Raw genomic sequence first — 18495 nt, forward strand, 5'->3', positions numbered from 1 at the left:
CTAATTTTTGAAGTGCGCGGTAAATGAAGACACACGCTTTTTCCTATCGTCACATTGGACCTCGTGAGCACGAGGTGAATGAGATGCTGAAGACCATCGGTGTTAACTCAGTAGATGAACTCATCGAACAGTCAGTTCCAGATGGAATTAGAATGAAGGAAGCCTTGAACCTCTCCACGGCAATGACCGAACAGGAGTTTATGGTTCACATTCAAGAACAAGCTAGGAAAAACAAGGTATTTAGATCGTACATCGGCCTCGGATACCACAATACCATTCTTCCAGGTGTAATTCAGAGAAATATTCTCGAGAACCCAGGATGGTACACCGCGTACACTCCTTATCAAGCTGAGATTGCCCAAGGTAGATTGGAAGCGCTTTTGAACTTCCAAACGATGGTTGCTGAACTCTCTGGAATGGAGCTCGCAAACGCGTCCCTTCTCGATGAGGCGACTGCAGCAGCCGAAGCCATGAGCATGATGTTCTCGGCAAGATCTAGAGACAAGGTGAAGGCAGGAGCGAATAAATTCTTCGTTTCGAAAGACTGTCTTCCTCAGAATATCGACCTACTCAAGACTCGTTCAGAGCCTATGGGGATTGAGTTAGTAATTGGTTCCCACCGTGAAATGAGCTTCGGAGAAGATTTCTTCGGTGCGATGCTTCAATACCCAGATGTAGTTGGAACCATTCATGACTACAAAGATCTCGTAGAAGAAGCTCATTCAAACGGTGTTCTTGTAGCCGTTGCAGCTGACATCATGAGCTTGGTACTTCTTACACCTCCGGGTGAATGGGGCGCCGATGTTGTAGTTGGCACAACTCAACGCTTTGGTATTCCACTCGGCTATGGTGGTCCTCACGCTGCATTTTTCGCCACCCGCGAAGAATACAAGCGATTGATTCCTGGTCGTATTATTGGTCAGACCATCGACCGCGATGGGAACACGGCTCTACGTATGGCTCTTCAGACTCGCGAGCAGCACATCAAGCGCGACCGTGCAACTTCGAATATTTGTACCGCTCAAGTTCTCCTAGCTGTCATGGCCGGCGCTTATGCTGTTTATCACGGTCCGGATGGATTGAAGCGAATTGCAACCACCATTCACCAAGCGGCTGTCACTTTGAATGACGGCTTGGAGAAATTGGGATATGAGCAACTCAACCCTACATTCTTTGATACCCTCGAAGTTGAATTGGGTGATGTTGATGAAATCAATCTTCGCAAGATTTCGGAAGACTACAAGATCAACTTCCGTTACATGTACGGAAACCGCATCGGTATTAGTCTGAATGAGCACACAAGCGTAGAACACGTAAACGACATTCTCGCGGTTCTCGCGGAGGCAAAAGAAATGGAGGCTCCAGAGTATCAGGACTTCATTCAAGCGAGCATGTTGCCAGAGGGACTTACGCGTACATCTGATTTCCTAGCACACGAAGTATTCAATAAATACCATAGTGAAACGGAAATGATGCGCTACCTCAAGAAGTTGGAGCGCAAAGACCTTTCGTTGAATCACAGCATGATTGCACTTGGCTCGTGTACAATGAAGTTGAATGCTGCGACAGAAATGTTGCCATTGAGCTGGCCGAGCTTCGGTAATATTCACCCGTTTGTCCCTAAAGATCAAGCGGAAGGGTATCACTTTGTAATTAATGAGTTAGAACGTGATCTAGCCGAGATTACCGGTTTTGATGCCACTTCACTTCAGCCAAACAGTGGTGCTCAAGGTGAGTACGCAGGTTTGATGGTCATCCGCGCATACCACGCGTCAAGAGGTGAAGCACACAGAGATATTGCAATCATCCCATCTTCTGCCCACGGAACGAACCCAGCCTCTGCAGTAATGGCCGGTATGAAGGTTGTTGTTGTGAAGTGCGATGACCGCGGAAACATCGATGTGGATGACCTTCGTGCTAAAGCTGAAAAGCATGCGGAAAACCTAGCATGTCTGATGATTACCTATCCATCTACACACGGGGTGTTTGAAGCCAGTGTGAAGGAAGTAACTGGAATCATTCACGAGTTCGGTGGACAAGTATATATGGATGGTGCCAACATGAATGCACAGGTAGGCTTGACATCCCCAGGATTGATTGGTGCGGATGTTTGTCACCTCAACCTACACAAAACCTTTGCGATTCCGCATGGTGGTGGTGGCCCTGGTATGGGACCAATTTGTGTGAAGAAGCATTTGGCTCCGTTCCTTCCTACCAACCCAGAAGTTCGTACCGGTGGCTCACAAGGTATCTCGGCAATTTCTGCTGCTCCTTGGGGTTCTGGTTTGATTTTGTTGATCAGCTACGCCTACATTAAGATGTTAGGTCCAAAGGGATTGACCGAATCAACAAAGTATGCCATTCTGAACGCCAACTACATCAAGCAGCGCTTGGAAGGTCACTATGCAGTGCTATATGCTGGCGAAAACGGTCGTTGTGCACACGAAATGATTTTGGATTGTCGTCCATTTAAGCGTGAAGCTGGAGTAGAAGTAGTTGATATTGCCAAGCGCCTGATCGATTATGGATACCACGCTCCGACGGTTTCGTTCCCTGTTGCGGGTACGTTGATGGTAGAACCTACGGAAAGTGAAGGCAAAGAGGAATTGGATAAATTCTGTGACGCGTTGATCAACATTCGTAAGGAAGTTGATGAAATTGTGAGTGAGCAGGTAGATGCCACGAACAACGTATTGAAGAATGCTCCACACACCTTGGGTATGACGATTTCCGACAATTGGGATTTGCCATATTCTAGAGAAAAGGCGACTTATCCGCTACCTTATATAATGGAGAATAAGTTCTGGCCATCGGTTCGTCGGGTAGACGATGCGTATGGAGACAGGAATCTAATTTGCACTTGTGCCCCGATTGAGGAGTACATAGAATCCTAACAACCAGTACATATAGACTTTCGGTTAATAAATAATGAAGCCCCTTGAAAAACCAAGGGGCTTCTTCATTTGTATTTATGTTAAATTTAGGTAATATTGCGTATTGCTCATTAGTGATTAACTAAAACATTTCTTAACATGAAGAAATTTACTCCGACTCTCTTGGGTCTGTTGGTAGCTTCTGCGGCTTTCGGACAGGAACAAGTGAACACGCTTCCAGCTCAGATGGAAGTAGCGAACCCGGAGACTCAAGTGAACATCACTCCACGTACAGATTACCGTGGAAGTGAAGCTATCCTTTGGTCTGAGGACTTCGCAAATGGTATCCCTGCTACTTGGTCAAACCAAGGTTTCGATGGAAACCTTAGCCCTTTGGCTGCTGCTCAGTGGGAATATCGTGGCACAAGCACAACTCCAACTAATGCAGAAGGATCTCGTGGTGCTTTCTCTGGTGTGAATAACAACCCACCAACTAACGATCCAGTTGCTTCGACTACGACAGCTAACGGTTTCGTTATTTTTGATTCAGACTACCTTGATAACTCAGGTAACTCTGCTAACATTGGTGGTGGTACTGCTCCAGCTCCACACGTTGGTACTTTGACAACTAGCACGATTGACCTTACAGGTGAGCCGTATGTTATGTTGGAAATGGAGAGCTACGCCCGTGTGTTCTTCGCGAACATGCAAGTTGCTTTCTCAACTGACGGTGGTACTACTTGGGGAGATACAGCGACTATCTACACAGACGCTTCTTTGGGTGTTAACGGTTCTTCTGCAAACGCTGACCTAGTACAGGTAAACGTTTCAAACATCATCGGTAACCAGTCTAACGTGAAGATGCGTTTCATCTTCGACGGTCGTCCTGGTAACGCCAACGGTAACGGTTACTACTTCTGGATGATCGACGATATCCGTCTTAGCGACCTTCCACGTCACTCTATCCGTTTCGTTGAGAACACTGACGGTGCACCAGAGCGTGACATCATCTATGGTACTACTACTGGCGAGAGCAAGACTGGTATCATGACACTTAAGCAGACTCGTCCTATCGCGTTCGACTGTAACGTACTTAACTTCGGTTGGGACCAGCAGGACAACGTACAGCTTGAGCTTCAAGTGTTGAGCAACGGTAACGTAGTTCAAACTTTGAACTCTGGTACTGTAAACGTTGCTTCAGGCGGTATTGCTGACTACACTGTGTTGAACACTTCTACTTGGACTCCAAGTGCAGAAGGTGCTTACGACATCGTTTGGATTGCTAAGTCTGACTCTTGTAACGGTACTGTAGCTCCATTCGCTTCTGATACCTCTACTATCTACGTTACTGATTCATTGTTGTCACTTGACTTCAATGTATTCGAAAACCGTTTCGGTACTGGTAACATTGGTGACGACGGTTCTGCTGTTGCAACTCGTATGGACCTCGTTCAAGACGAGCGTCTATTCGCTGCTGACATCTGGTTGTCTGCTACTACTGTTCCTGGTGGTGTAATTGAGGTTACTGTTTACGATACTACTGGTTTCGACTTCACAAACGGTTTCCCTACTCAGCCATTGGCTTACTACCAGCACACTGTTACACAAACTGACGTAGACAATGGTGCTATCCGCGCTGACCTTACTGGTACTGACGGATTCCCAGTTTACCTCAGCACTGCTAACACTGGTTCTTACTACATCGTGGTTACTTTCTTCTCTAATGCAGGAGCTAACCCAATCTTCCTTCGTAACGACCAGAGCTTCCCACAACCAGCGCTTTCTTCGATCATGTATTACACGATCTCTAGCCCGCGTTGGTACACAGGATTTACAAACAGCTTGTCTATCAACGGTCTTCACATCCGCGCCATCACTTGCCCAGCTGCTTCAGCTGCCGCTTGTATGGAAGTTGGTATCGAAGAAGTTGATCTAAGCAACGTTATCGACGTTTATCCTAACCCAGCTGAGGACGTAGTATTCCTCGAGTTCGGTGACGATTTCAACGGTGATATCGAAATCAACGTAGTAGATCTTCAAGGTCGCACTGTGATTTCTACTTCTGAAGTAGCTATCGAAGGAACTAAGGTTCCAGTTTCATTGAATACTTTGACTCCAGGTGTTTACATGATGAACATCGCTCAAGGTGACGCAATGAGCACATTCAAGCTTACCGTGAAGTAATTCACTCCGCGATAACTCGCATATTGAGCCGCCTCGATCATTCGAGGCGGCTTTTTTTATGTACACCTTTTCAACTCGTAAAGATTGTCTTTACTCGGAGCTAATGTTTTGAGTTTGTGCCTGAGTATGGGCTTAGGTAAATTGCTGTAACACTTTTGGGAACGTTTTAGGCATACACCTTCACCTTCAACTAATCGCCTTTAGTCCGGCCCAAAAAGTGACGGGATTACAACCGTAAACACAAATCAACAGCGACGAAAATCGTCGTGAAAAAACTCAAAACACGAATCATGAAGAAGATTACTCTATCTCTTCTTGGTCTAGCTATGTGCGCAACTTCGTACGGACAAGCCGACCAAAATCAACTCCCCGCTCAGAAAAAACAGTACGAGCTCGAGACGGTTCAATTTCAAGCCCCTCGCACACATCAGTCATCCGGCACCGAAGCCGTTTATTGGTCAGAGGACTTCGCAAATGGAATCCCAGCAACTTGGACAAATCAAGGTTTCGATGGTGGCCTACAACCTATGGCTGCTGCACAATGGGAATACCGCGGTCCAGGTACAACTCCCGGAGTAGGTACCGGCTCTCGTGGTGCATTCGCCGCAGCAAACGACCCTATTCAATCAGCTACACGTACCAACGGTTTCGTGATTTTTGATTCTGGCTGGTTGGATAACAACGGTAGCTCTGCCACAGTAGGTCAAGGCGTTGCTCCCGCTCCACACGTGGGTACGCTTACCACCGACACAATCGATTTGACAGGGCATCAGTACATCATGCTTGAGCTGAACAGCTACGCACGTGTGTTCTTTGCCAATATGCAAATCGCAATGTCGCCGGACGGTGGCGTTACTTGGCCAGATACCATCACAGCGTATTCCGACGCTACTCTTGGTGTAAACGGTGCATCTCCAAACGTAGATAACCTTCAATACAACATCAGTGCAGAGCTCGGTAACTCAGCCAACGCGATGATTCGTTTCATCTTCGACGGTCGCCCTGGCAATGCCAATGGCAACGGGTACTACTTCTGGTGTCTCGATGATATCAGCATTTTGGACCTGCCAAATCACTCCGTTCGCTTTGTTGAAAATACAGATGGCGCTCCAGCGCACGATATCATCTATAATAACGACGGACTTTCTTCTAAGCACGGCATCATGCCACTAAAGCAGAATCGTCCTATTTCATTTGACGCGAACATCTACAACTTCGGATCGCAGCCGCAAACAAACCTTCGTCTGCAAATTGATATCCTTGACGATAACGACAATGTTGTTCAAACACTCAGCTCTCAGTCTGTAACACTTCAGCCAGACAGCATCGCTGATTACAATGTGATGAATACCGCAGCATGGACTGCCACAACTACCGGAAACTACCGAGTGGTTTATTCAGCCCTTTCCGATTCTGTTACAGGAGCGGACATTCCGCGCGACACATTCCAAATCTTCGTGACCGATTCATTGATGTCTACCGACTTCAATACATTCGATAACCGTTTCGGTACGGATGATATCGGTCCTGACGGATCTGCGATTGCTTCCCGCTTTGACCTTGTACAAGGCGAAAGAATCTTTGGTGCAGATATCTGGTTGTCTAACACGACCGTTGCTGGTGGAGTAGTAGAGGTGACCATCATGGATACCACTGGCTTTACCTTTACTAACGGATTCCCAGGTCAGCCCCTCGCTTACGTACAGCACACCGTTACAGCTCAAGACGTAGCGAATCGTGTTATCCGAGTTCAATTGCGCGATGCTTCTGGACTACCAATTACATTGGATGCGACCAACACAGGCGCTTACTACGTAGTTGTGACCATGTTCTCAAATGCGGATGCAAATCCAATCAACTTGAGAAACTCAACCCACTTCTCCCAGCCTTCACGTTCGTCTATCATGTATTACACGATTTCAGCACCACGCTGGTACACCGGATTTGAAGGTTCACTTGATTTGAATGCACCACACATCCGTGTTATTACATGTGCGCTTTCTGATCCTGCTGGATGTGCCGTATCTGTAGAAGAAATCGACCTTTCAAATGAGATCAAACTATATCCAAACCCAGCTGACGAATACGTGAACATGGAGTTTGGAGATGTTTCGGGTGAATTCGACCTACGCATCGTCGATATGCAAGGCCGCACTATCACTACAAAATCTGAACTCGCAGTACCTGGAACTTCTGTTCCAGTTGACGTGAGTATGCTAACTCCAGGGGTGTACATTCTCTCTGTGGAGAAAGACGATTCAGTTAGTTCGTTCCGATTGACTGTTGAGTAATTGGATTGAGAATTAGTTATTGTTTTGCTACACCGCCCATCATTTCGATGGGCGGTTTTTTTATGTTCGCATCTGCAAACTGAATCACACCAATCTGCGTTAATGATAAGGTAGCTAGACAGTGTTTCACTACCTTTAAGTGTATGTCCAAACATTTACGCGCTTTTACACTCCTGATAGCCGTGCTGCTATGCTCTAATGCATGGGGGCAATTCTACTATGGACTACACCAAACTTTCGGGAAGAATAGAGTAGAGTTCACGAGGTTCGATTGGAATTTCTACCGCTACGATCGATTCGATGTGTACCATTATGAAGACGGACAGTACCTCGCTCAGCAAGTAGCGCGCATCGTAACCCGACAAATGCCTATCATCGAACAGGCCTTAGATGTGCCCCTTGATGAGCGCATTCAAATCATGGTTTTCAACAACCTGAGTGAGCTCAAGCAAAGCAATCTTAACGCATCGGACGATGAGTCGTACAATACGGGAGGCGTAACCCACTTCGCAGGCACCCGAATCTTTGTCTATTTTGATGGCGACTATGCGCATCTAGAATATCAAATTAGAGAAGGATTAGCCGGCCTAGCCCTGAATAATTTAATGTACGGTGGCTTCACCCAGAGTATTCGAAATTCAACCTTGCTGAATCTTCCTGAGTGGTTCACGGAAGGTATGCTGGCGTACTTAGCTTATCCATATTCCTCCGATGTGGAGAATTACATTATCGATGGAATGACCCACGATAAGTACGATCACTTGTATGCGCTTACTGGGTACGAAGCACGAGCTGCAGGCCATAGCCTTTGGAACTACATCGCAAAAACCTACGGAGAAAATCTCATCAAGAACATCGTCTATACGACCGTGATGGAGCGTAGTATCGATAAAGGCCTCCAATACAATTTGGGCGTGAACTCCGAACAACTGCTGCGAAACTGGCAACAGTATTATGCCCAGTTGATTCCCATGGGTTTCAATGAGGAGGCTGTCGAAGATTTGGAGCTCAGAAGAAGCCGCAGAGATGGCAGGCTAAACCGTCCTTTGTTTTCGCCAGATGGAACGCACATAGCCTATGTTCGAAATCGACTAGGGAAGTATAGGGTGAGTATTCTTGACATTGAAGAAAACGATCGTACGACCGTTCTTCGTGGAGGTCACCTCATCGCACAAAATGCCGACTATAGCTACCCACTCATGGCTTGGCATCCAAATGGGAAGATTCTAGCTATCATTACCGAAGAGGAAGGCTTAACCTGGTTGTACTTCTACAATGTTGAGGAGGGTGAACTCGAGAAAAGAGAGTTCTACGGCTTTCAGAAAGTTCGCTCTATCACGTATTCTCAAGACGGTAGACAGTTTTTGATGTCGGCCGTTCAGAGAAACCAGTCGGACATCTTTCTGTACACCATTTTGTCTAAGAGCATCAAGCCACTTACGAAAGACGGCTATACAGACCTAGACCCGATCTTCGTCAACAACGATAAGTTCATCGTTTTTAGATCGAATCGAGACAACGATACTTTACAGCAGGGGCTGGAAGTCTTCAATCACCCCAATAGATTTGACTTGTTCATCTACCGAATGGACAAGCCCGAAGATCAAGTGCTGTGGCGCTTGAATACCCCAAGTGGTCTTAATGAAATTCAACCCCGCTCCATTGGCGATGGGTACTTCACCTACAACGGTTCAACTAGTGATGGTGGAGCTGCCAAAACCTACATGGTTCAGCTCGATTCTAGCATCGCATTCGTAGATACAATCACGCATTACGATTACTTCATCCGACAGGCCGAACTTGAATCTCCAATATTTGGCACGGTGAATTATGACATCAATCGTGAGACGCAACAGATTTCGAGAGTGTACATGCGGGACGATAGATACAGGCTGGCAGTTGATTACTTTGAGTTTCCAGATGAGTTTATCTCCGCCGTTAGAGGTGAAGAAGTGGCAGGTGGTGCCTTCCCGACCAATGATCCGGAAGAGGTGGTTGATGCAAGAAAGCAAGGGGAGGTTGACATTCACAATTACGAGTTTGCACCAGAAGCGTTAGCGCTTATCAAAACCCGAACCTCCGTGCCGGTTCAAACAACCTCAAAAGAAAACTTGGATAGTCTTTTTGGTGAAGACTTCCCAATTCCTCAAGACCGGATTTACCTGCTCTCCTTCATCCGAGATGAGTTTACAGTTCAAATCGATAACGTATTTGATTACCCTCAATATCAGCCATTTACTGGGACACCAGGTGGAGGGCTTATCAATACAGGTTTCAATACAATGTTCAAGGTAGGGGCAGTAGACATCCTGAACGACTATCGCATGATTGCTGGGTTCAGGACCGATTTCCAACCACTACCTGGGGTATCGTTAAGTCCGAACTCCGAGTTATTCTTTGGGTTCCTTGACCAGAAAAGCAGATGGAATTCTGAAATATCACTCTACCGCAGGAGTCAGGTTGCTTTCTTACCAGACGCCTTTGCAAATGCGCGTTACTTGACCTACGAGGGGCATTATAAGATGGATTATCCTTTGAGTCAAGTAGCAGGTTTCCGGTTCTCTGCAGGGTATAGAAATCAGAGGCGAATCATTTTGATGGACAATGCTGCTACCGTGGTTCCAGGAGAGCTAGATCCAGTATCCATCACGGATTATGGAATTCTCAAAGCTGCATTTGTATACGACAATACGCGGAAGAAAGGCATTAACCTCTACCACGGTACTCGGTATAAGATCTTCACGGAATTCTATGAGAACCTGAGTAGCAGTAACTCCGGAATGGTCACTCTTGGTATCGATTGGAGGAACTACATCCCGGTGCATAGGGAGATTATTTGGGCGAATAGATTCGCCTTTGGAACCTCCTTTGGAAACGAGTTGTTGCTGCATTATCTAGGTGGGGTCGACAATGAGTTTGCTCCTGCCTTCACGAACAACACACCGTATGCGCGCGATCAGAATTACGCGTTCCAGACCGTGGTAACCAACATGCGAGGATTCTTCCAGAACATCAGAAATGGAAATAGCTTCGCAGTAATTAATAGTGAACTGCGGATTCCAGTAGTGAAGTACTTGATTAATGCGCCCATTCAGAATGACTTCCTAGCGAACTTCCAAGTCATAGGTTTTGGAGATATAGGTACAGCTTGGAACGGACTTCACCCGTATGTTGAAGAGAATGCTATCAATACCAGAACGGTAGATCGACTGGGTTACCGCGTGGTTCTCGATACACAAAGAGAACCTATAGTGGGTGGATTCGGTTTTGGACTTCGCAGCCGACTTCTCGGATATTTCTGTCGAGTAGACTGGGCTTGGGGTGTAGAGGATGGGGCTATCCTCGATCGCGTATTCTACTTCTCTATCAGCACCGACTTCTAGAGCGGGCCATTCGCTTTAACCCATTCATTTACAACCGTCTTCCGACCAATTTTTTGGGTGATTACATCCTTTCGTAGATCCCAGCCTCTGGCTTGGCAATACTCTCGGCCATAGAATATTATTTGAAGGTGCAGGCTATTCCACTTTTCTTCTGGGAAGATGCGCTTGGCGTCCCTTTCGGTTTGAACCACGTTCTTGCCGGTGCTCAAACCCCAACGGTACATCAAGCGATGGATGTGGGTGTCTACCGGAAATGCTGGCACTCCAAAACCTTGACTCATCACCACGCTCGCGGTTTTATGTCCAACAGCTGGTAGAGCTTCTAGCGCTTCAAAATCTGCAGGAACTTCTCCATTGTACTTGTCGAGCAGGATGTGAGAGAGCTCATAAATCCCCTTGCTTTTCATGGGGGTGAGGCCACACGGACGAATGATATCGGCAATCTCTTCGCGAGTGAGCTTGATCATCTCTTGTGGGGTGCTGGCAGTGGCGAATAGGTGGGGCGTAACCTTGTTCACACGTTCGTCGGTACACTGAGCGGACAGCAGGACCGCTATGAGTAAGGTATATGGGTCGTGGTGATCGAGAGGAATCGGAGTCTCGGGATAGAGGTTTTCCAACGTTTCAATCACAAAGGATACCTTTTCTGTTTTGGTCATGCTGTTCAAACTTTTAGCTTCGTCTATTGTTCCGATAAGAAGACCAAAAAAACGAATAATATGACACATCTGAAGAAGGGAGACGATGCTCCAGCTATCCACGCGAAAGATCACAAAGGGAATGAAATCACTTTAGATTCTTTGAAGGGAAAGAAGGTGGTTCTCTATTTCTATCCGAAAGATGATACTCCAGGATGCACGGCTGAGGCTTGTAGCTTTAGAGATGAATACAGCGAACTCAAAGACCGTGGATTTGAAATCATCGGTGTATCGGCGGACGATGAGAAGAAGCACAACAAGTTTGCGGATAAATACGACTTGCCGTTTCCACTCATCCCTGACACTGAAAAGGAGATTATCAATGCTTACGGAGTTTGGGGTTTGAAGAAGTTTATGGGGCGAGAGTACGACGGTATTCATCGCGAAACTTTCGTAATTGATGAAGAGGGAAAAATCGATTTGGTGATCACGAAAGTGAAGTCAAAAGCTGCCGCTCAACAAATTCTTGAAGCATACGCCTAAACTGTCGATAACTTACCCGTTTTAAAACGGATAGCCCCCTTTGGAAGGCCTATATTTGTGCTTCCAAGAAAACAAAGTTGTCAATGAGTAATGATAAAGATGCCCGTCTGAAAGCGCTGAAGCTGACGATGGATAAAATGGATAAAACTTACGGTAAAGGCGCGGTAATGCGCATGGGTGATGCACCCGTTATCGAAGTTGATACAATTCCTTCTGGTTCCATTGGTCTCGACCTTGCATTGGGAATAGGAGGCTACCCGCGTGGTAGAGTAGTTGAGATTTACGGTCCTGAATCATCAGGTAAAACCACTCTTACGCTTCATGCGATTGCCGAAGCTCAAAGAAACGGCGGTATCGCTGCTTTCGTTGATGCCGAGCACGCGTTTGATCGCACTTACGCTGAGCGCCTAGGAGTGAATACAGAGGAGCTTATTATTTCTCAACCAGATAATGGTGAGCAGGCTCTTGAGATTGCCGATAACTTGATTCGCTCAGGTGCAATTGACATCCTCATTATCGACTCCGTAGCTGCACTTACACCGAAGAGCGAAATCGAAGGTGAGATGGGCGATTCAAAAGTGGGACTTCAAGCACGCTTGATGTCGCAAGCCTTGAGAAAGCTAACGGGTACCATTTCAAAGACGAATTGTACCTGCATCTTCATCAACCAGCTTCGTGAGAAAATTGGCGTGATGTTCGGAAACCCAGAAACTACCACAGGTGGTAATGCGCTTAAGTTCTACTCTTCTGTGAGATTGGATATTCGTCGCTCAAGCCAAATCAAGTCTACAGATAGCGTGATCGGAAACCGTGTACGTGTGAAGGTGGTGAAGAATAAAGTAGCCCCTCCTTTCCGTCAGGCCGAGTTTGATATCATGTATGGCGAAGGGATTTCTAAAGTTGGCGAGCTTGTCGACCTCGGTGTTGAACACGAAATCGTTCAGAAGAGTGGTAGCTGGTTCAGCTACGACGGCACCAAACTGGGTCAAGGTAGAGATGCCGTAAAGCAACTCCTAAAAGACAATCCAGAACTAGCAGAAGAAATCGAAGGTCGCATTCACGAGAAAGTGAAGGCTGCAGCCGAATAGTATTTCACCATAGAAATGTAGGTCCCGTCTTTCGATGGGACCTTTCTTTTTTCTAACCCTTTGTCGACTTTTGCCGTTACCTCATTGAACCCTTTGGTCTTACCACAGGTTATGTAGCTTTGCACCATGAGATATACACTTCTATTAGCCCTTTTTGCATTCACACTTGCTTCATGTGACGACAAACCTAAGTCGGACACCAACGACTCGAGCCAGGTGGTTAGTCCAATGGATTCGCTCGCTCCGGCAGATGCGGGATTCCTCGACGATTCATTGAATGCATATTTGCACGACAATCCATTTAGCGTGGACGGTCTATTGGCTAGAGCTGAACGTTACATCTCTAGAAAGAACTATCGCTACGCCGAAGCAGATATCAGAGCGGCTAAGGAACTCGACAGTCTCAATCCGAAGGTACTGCTGCTTTGGGGTGATATCCACTTCTTCAATAATAAGACACGAGTATCCAGAGACGCTTGGAAGAAGTGTATTGAAGTAGACCCTCAAAGTGTTGATTGCCGCTTGAAACTAGCTGAGCTCTATCGGGCTATTGGCGATCTTGAGACGAGCACGAAGTTGGTGCGCGAGGTTATCGACATCGACTCCGAAGAACCGGTATCATATTTTATCCTTGCGAGTAATTACCGCGATATGACTGGAGATACCGCAACGGCAATTCGTTACGTGCAAGAAGCGATCGAAAGAGATCCTGATTTCTTTGCAGCGCTGGATTATGCGGCGGTCATGGCTGGCGATCTAAAGATGCCAATTGCCGAATCTTATTATCAGCGCCTCATTGAACTCGATCCAAACAATCCGAATGTATACTTCAATCAAGGATGGTACTATCAATCGATTGACAATTACAACGAAGCTATTAAGGCGTACACGAAGGTGATGGATCTGCAACCCAAGAACTTCATGGCGCCGTATCACCTTGGGTACATCCACCTTGAACTGGACCTACGAAGAGAGGCAATCGGATACTTCAACAAGTCGATTGAAGCGCAGCAGGTGAATCACCGTGCCTACTTTGCGCGTGGTTGGACCTACGAGCAAATGGGGGATATTATCCGCGCGGAGCAAGACTATCGTCAGGCGCTAGCGTACAATCCAACTCACCAAGATTCTAAAGTGGCAATTCAGAGGGTTCAGCAGCAGATTCGAGAAATGCAGGCTGAAATGAATGCGCAACAGCAGTAATTACTTCGCGCTCTTAATCATCGCTTCCAGCATGTCCCATTCCTGATCAGATACTTGGTCGAGGAAGTTCATCTGACCAGCGTCTTGCAACCATTCTCCACCGTCGAGGGTAACAACTTCGCCGTTCATGTAGGCCCCAAACGGGCTAATCATGTAGGCTACAAGGTTGTTCAATTCTTGGTGTTCTCCTGATCTGCGAAGCGGAATCTGATTCACCACATTCAACTTCTCTGAGATATTGCCAGGTAGTAATCGATCCCAAGCTCCTTTAGTTGGGAACGGACCGGGCGCTACTGCGTTAGATCGGATGCCATACTTTGCCCACTCTACAGCCAGGCTGCGAGTCATGGCCAAAACACCTGCTTTAGCCATTGCACTTGGCACAACGTAAGCAGAGCCTGTCCACGCGTAGGTAGTCACAATATTGAGGAAGGATTTGTCCGTGTCTTTGTCGGCAATCCACTTCTTACCAAAGGCGAGTGTTACGTTTTTACTTCCCTTGAGCACGATGTCAATGATGGCATCAAAGGCATTGGCAGAAAGACGTTCGGTTGGACTGATGAAATTGCCAGCGGCATTGTTCACCACTACATCCGGATTTCCCCATTTTTCAACGATGGCGTCTCTCAGGGCCTCGACTTGAGCATAGTCACGTACATCGCAGGCAAAAGCGAACACTTCATTTCCGGTTTGATCAGAAATCTCCTTTGCGGCCTCATCTATGCGGTCTTGCTTTCTACTCGAAATGGCAACCTTGGCGCCAAGCTGGGAGAAATAAGTTGACATTGATTTGCCAAGTCCGCTGCCACCGCCGGTTACTAAAATAACTTTGTCTTTTAGTGAATCAGCAGGAAGCATAGGTGAAGTGTGGGATATCGCCATTGTGATGTCTATCTTGTGTCCTGCCAAAATACAATTTACCATTTGATGAGGTACACAATTCTCCCACTTCTTAGCACCTTTGCACTTTTTAGTTGCCAAAACGAATCAAACGAAATGGTCCAAGAGCCCGACGCACGAAAGATATCTACCCGTTTAGAAAAGCATGGAGATATCCGCATCGACGAATATTACTGGTTAAATCAACGTGATAATCAGGAGGTGATTGACTACCTCGAGGCTGAAAACAGCTATCGCGAAGCCATTATGAAAGGAACCGAACCGCTTCAGGAGAAACTCTATGAAGAGATGGTAGGTCGCATCAAACAAGATGATTCGTCTGTTCCTTACGAACTCGATGGTTACTTCTACTATACCCGCTTCGAGGAAGGGCAGCAGTATCCGCTTTATTGCCGTCGCAAAGGTAGCATGGAAGCAGAGGAAGAAGTCATGCTCAACGTGAACGAACTCGCCGAAGGGCATTCGTATTATCAGGTAAGTGGAATCTCAGTGCGACCAGATTCCAAGATGATTGCCTTTGGAGTTGATACTCTTTCAAGAAGAATTTATACCATCCACTTCAAGGATTTGGAAACAGGTGAAATCATCGAAGAGAATATTCCAAACACCAGCGGCAGTTCTACTTGGGCGGAAGACAATCGCACCTTGTTTTATGCTTCGAAGGACCGTCAAACGCTTCGTCAAGATCGAATTCACAAGCACAAGCTAGGCACCGATGCTGGTTTGGATAGCGAAGTGTACTACGAGGCAGACGAAACCTTTACGACCTACGTGTACAAGTCTCGCAGCAAGAAGTACATCGTAATCGGCTGTGGCAGCACGCTCTCCAATGAGTACCGTACTATTCCGGCGGATAGCCCAGATGAGGAATTTGTTGTGTTTCATCCAAGAGTTCGCGGATTGGAGTACGGCATTGCCCACTACAAGGACCATTGGTACGTTCGCACTAACCACGACAATGCCACGAACTTTAAGCTCATGCGCACACCGGTTTCGTCGACCGGAGTTGAGAACTGGGAAGAGGTAATTCCTCACAGAGAAGATGTGCTCCTGGAAAACATCGAAATCTTCAACGATTATTTGGTGACTGACGAACGCACTCAAGGCTTGAACAAGCTTCGCGTAATACCTTGGAACAATCCTTCTGCGGAGTATTTCATCCCTTTCGAAGAAGAAACATATACCGCGTACATTGGCAACAACCCACAGTTTGATTCTAAGGTGTTGCGTTATGGATATTCATCACTCACCACCCCAAGCTCGGTCTTGGAGTTCAATTTAGAAACTCGCGAAAAGACCTTGCTCAAAGAACAAGAAATTGTTGGCGGCTATGATAAAACCCAATACCGATCTGAGCGCGTTTGGGCAGTTGCTGAAGATGGAGTGCGTGTGCCAATCTCACTCGTGTACCGTGCGGATATGAAGCAGGATACGGGTAACCCTGTGCTTCTTTACGGATATGGGTCATACGGCTATACCATCGATCCATCGTTTTCATCGAGCCGCTTAAGTTTGCTGGATAGAGGCTTCGTATTCGCTATCGCGCACATTCGTGGAGGTCAGTATTTGGGTAGAAACTGGTATGAAGACGGTAAGCTTCTGAAAAAGCGAAACACCTTTACAGATTTCAATACATGCGGCCAGTTCTTGGTAGATGAAGGATACGCCACCAAATCTTCATTGTACGCCATGGGTGGCAGCGCTGGTGGACTCCTCATGGGAGCTTGCGTGAATATGCGTCCCGATTTGTACAACGGAGTAATCGCGGCAGTTCCCTTCGTGGATGTCGTAACCACTATGCTTGATGAAACCATTCCATTGACTACTGGAGAGTACGATGAGTGGGGGAATCCGAATGACGCCGAGTATTACGAATACATGTTGTCGTATTCACCGTATGACCAGGTGGTGGCGCAGGATTATCCGGCTATGCTTATCACAACTGGACTGCACGATAGTCAGGTGCAGTACTGGGAGCCAGCAAAATGGATTGCAAAGTTGCGGGATGTCCGCACCAATAAGGAACGTCCGCTTCTCATGCATTGTAACATGGATACGGGACACAGCGGAGCATCCGGAAGATTCGAAGCGTTTAAGGAGATCGCGATGGAATATGCATTTCTCCTAGATCTTCAGGGAATATCAGAATAACTATTGAGTGAGTTGACGGTGGAGTAGTTCCGCCGTCTTTTCGCTTGCTCCAGCGTTCTGCAAGATGAATTCGCGAGCTGCAAGTCCAGCCGTTTCTCTTTCAGCAGGATAGTCGCCCCATTTCTTTAGCAAGGCATCGACCTCCTCTTGTGATTTAATCGAGAAGCCGCCACCAGCGCGTTGGAGCCCTTCCGCTTCCCAGAATTTGCCGTGCTGCGGACCGTAAATGACAGGTAGGCTATACACGGCCGGTTCTAGTATGTTGTGTAAGCCGGTCTTAAATCCGCCGCCAACATAGGCGATTCTTCCAAATCTATAGGCTCTGCTTAGTACCCCTATGGAGTCTATGATTAGAACTTTTACGTCTTGGAGGTCGGTTTGCTCATCACATTCGCTTAGAAGAACGGCATTGGCAGGAATGCGTTTCAGCAGTCGTTGAACGTTCGATTTGCTGACGTCGTGCGGGGCAAGCAGGAAATTGAAATAGGGATGTCGATTTATTTGGGGAAGGAGAACCTCTTCATCTTCTTCCCAAATGCTGCCGCCTACGATTGTTTCACGCTCATTGGCAAACTTCTCAATCACCGGATGTTCAAAATCCTCATCAAAAAGGCGGATTACATTGTCGAATCGACCATCACCCGTAAGTTCAACATTTGTGAACCCTTTTGACAATAGAATTTCTTGAGAGCGGCCATCTTGTACCGAAATCAACTTGAAGTGATGCAAGAGTTTCCTCAGGGACACGGCCCAATTTGAAAAGAGGAACTGATTCTCGCGAAAGGTTGCAGAAATCACAGAAGTCGGAACCTTTCGGGAAATGAGTTCTTTGAGGATGACAGGCCAGAACTCATATTTGATGAAAACCGCTATTTCCGGATTTACCCTGTCGAGGAACTTCTTAACACTTCTGGTTTGATCGTGAGGTAAATAGCAGGCGAAATCGAGGGCTGAGTCGTGCTTTCTGTTCTCATATCCGCTAGGGGAGAAGAACGTGACTAGGATTTTTTTCTCGGGATAACGCTCCTTCATTTTGAGCAGAACGGGGCGTCCCATTTCGTACTCACCTAAGCTGGCAGCATGAAACCACAGAACTTTATCTGAAGTTGATAAGTCGGCAAGATCGATGTAAATCTGTTTTCTTCCGGCAACCCATTTCTGCGCCTTCTCATTGAAAGGAGCGGTGAGGTTTGCAACCGTTCTGTAAGCTGCATATCCCAACTGGAAGAATCCCAACATCG

At 46.8% G+C, this 18495-nt stretch carries 11 protein-coding genes; 8 read left to right on the plus strand and 3 right to left on the minus strand.

Going from position 1 to position 18495, the window contains the following annotated elements:
* Positions 1 to 23: 23 nt before the first annotated feature.
* The 4 genes from gcvP to F8C67_RS06915 all read left to right on the plus strand — a co-directional run bounded on the left by gcvP (position 24) and on the right by F8C67_RS06915 (position 10731).
* Entirely contained in the window at positions 24 to 2894 is a 2871-nt protein-coding gene (gene gcvP / locus F8C67_RS06900; RefSeq protein ID WP_151667097.1) for an aminomethyl-transferring glycine dehydrogenase, read from the plus strand.
* A gap of 138 nt (positions 2895 to 3032) precedes the next feature.
* Entirely contained in the window at positions 3033 to 5057 is a 2025-nt protein-coding gene (locus tag F8C67_RS06905) for a T9SS type A sorting domain-containing protein (protein ID WP_151667098.1), read from the plus strand.
* Between the two features lie 290 nt (positions 5058 to 5347).
* Positions 5348 to 7348 (plus strand): T9SS type A sorting domain-containing protein, encoded by a 2001-nt coding sequence (locus F8C67_RS06910; RefSeq protein WP_151667099.1) that lies wholly within the window; start codon positions 5348 to 5350, stop codon positions 7346 to 7348.
* Positions 7349 to 7491: 143 nt separating this feature from the next.
* Positions 7492 to 10731 carry a PD40 domain-containing protein gene (locus tag F8C67_RS06915; RefSeq protein WP_151667100.1) on the plus strand — a complete coding sequence of 1080 codons (3240 nt, stop codon included), beginning with the start codon at positions 7492 to 7494 and terminating at the stop codon, positions 10729 to 10731.
* Here the strand turns inward: F8C67_RS06915 and nth are convergent.
* A complete protein-coding gene (gene nth, locus F8C67_RS06920; RefSeq protein WP_151667101.1) occupies positions 10728 to 11390 on the minus strand; it encodes an endonuclease III in 663 nt (220 codons plus the stop codon). The two genes, F8C67_RS06915 and nth, sit on opposite strands and share 4 nt — an antisense overlap.
* 60 nt (positions 11391 to 11450) lie before the next feature.
* On the opposite strand from nth, the gene bcp reads away from it, so the two are divergent.
* The 3 genes from bcp to F8C67_RS06935 all read left to right on the plus strand — a co-directional run bounded on the left by bcp (position 11451) and on the right by F8C67_RS06935 (position 14203).
* Entirely contained in the window at positions 11451 to 11912 is a 462-nt protein-coding gene (gene bcp / locus F8C67_RS06925) for a thioredoxin-dependent thiol peroxidase (protein WP_151667102.1), read from the plus strand.
* 83 nt (positions 11913 to 11995) lie between these two features.
* Complete coding sequence (recA, locus tag F8C67_RS06930; RefSeq protein WP_151667103.1) at positions 11996 to 13000, plus strand: recombinase RecA; 1005 nt, start codon at positions 11996 to 11998, stop codon at positions 12998 to 13000.
* Between the two features lie 126 nt (positions 13001 to 13126).
* Positions 13127 to 14203 (plus strand): tetratricopeptide repeat protein, encoded by a 1077-nt coding sequence (locus F8C67_RS06935; RefSeq protein ID WP_151667104.1) that lies wholly within the window; start codon positions 13127 to 13129, stop codon positions 14201 to 14203.
* Here the strand turns inward: F8C67_RS06935 and F8C67_RS06940 are convergent, their stop codons facing one another.
* Complete coding sequence (locus tag F8C67_RS06940; protein ID WP_151667193.1) at positions 14204 to 15079, minus strand: SDR family oxidoreductase; 876 nt, start codon at positions 15077 to 15079, stop codon at positions 14204 to 14206. It lies immediately after the preceding gene.
* A gap of 51 nt (positions 15080 to 15130) precedes the next feature.
* On the opposite strand from F8C67_RS06940, the gene F8C67_RS06945 reads away from it, so the two are divergent.
* Positions 15131 to 17254, plus strand: coding sequence for a S9 family peptidase (locus tag F8C67_RS06945; RefSeq protein ID WP_151667105.1), 2124 nt, complete (start codon positions 15131 to 15133; stop codon positions 17252 to 17254).
* On the opposite strand, the gene F8C67_RS06950 is transcribed toward F8C67_RS06945, so the two are convergent.
* Positions 17255 to 18493, minus strand: coding sequence for a 3-deoxy-D-manno-octulosonic acid transferase (locus F8C67_RS06950; RefSeq protein WP_151667106.1), 1239 nt, complete (start codon positions 18491 to 18493; stop codon positions 17255 to 17257). It lies immediately after the preceding gene.
* Between the last annotated feature and the right edge of the window lie 2 nt (positions 18494 to 18495).

It is taken from the genome of Phaeocystidibacter luteus (assembly GCF_008933115.1).
Lineage (GTDB): Bacteria > Bacteroidota > Bacteroidia > Flavobacteriales > Schleiferiaceae > Phaeocystidibacter > Phaeocystidibacter luteus.

What these genes read in the sequence shown, in the direction of transcription:
- F8C67_RS06950 (WP_151667106.1), bottom strand. Translation starts at nt 18,493, where the DNA reads ATGTTGGGATTCTTCCAGTTGGGATATGCAGCTTACAGAACGGTTGCA.
- F8C67_RS06935 (WP_151667104.1), top strand. Translation starts at nt 13,127, where the DNA reads ATGAGATATACACTTCTATTAGCCCTTTTTGCATTCACACTTGCTTCA.
- recA (WP_151667103.1), top strand. Translation starts at nt 11,996, where the DNA reads ATGAGTAATGATAAAGATGCCCGTCTGAAAGCGCTGAAGCTGACGATG.
- gcvP (WP_151667097.1), top strand. Translation starts at nt 24, where the DNA reads ATGAAGACACACGCTTTTTCCTATCGTCACATTGGACCTCGTGAGCAC.
- F8C67_RS06905 (WP_151667098.1), top strand. Translation starts at nt 3,033, where the DNA reads ATGAAGAAATTTACTCCGACTCTCTTGGGTCTGTTGGTAGCTTCTGCG.
- F8C67_RS06945 (WP_151667105.1), top strand. Translation starts at nt 15,131, where the DNA reads ATGAGGTACACAATTCTCCCACTTCTTAGCACCTTTGCACTTTTTAGT.
- F8C67_RS06910 (WP_151667099.1), top strand. Translation starts at nt 5,348, where the DNA reads ATGAAGAAGATTACTCTATCTCTTCTTGGTCTAGCTATGTGCGCAACT.
- F8C67_RS06915 (WP_151667100.1), top strand. Translation starts at nt 7,492, where the DNA reads ATGTCCAAACATTTACGCGCTTTTACACTCCTGATAGCCGTGCTGCTA.
- nth (WP_151667101.1), bottom strand. Translation starts at nt 11,390, where the DNA reads ATGACCAAAACAGAAAAGGTATCCTTTGTGATTGAAACGTTGGAAAAC.
- bcp (WP_151667102.1), top strand. Translation starts at nt 11,451, where the DNA reads ATGACACATCTGAAGAAGGGAGACGATGCTCCAGCTATCCACGCGAAA.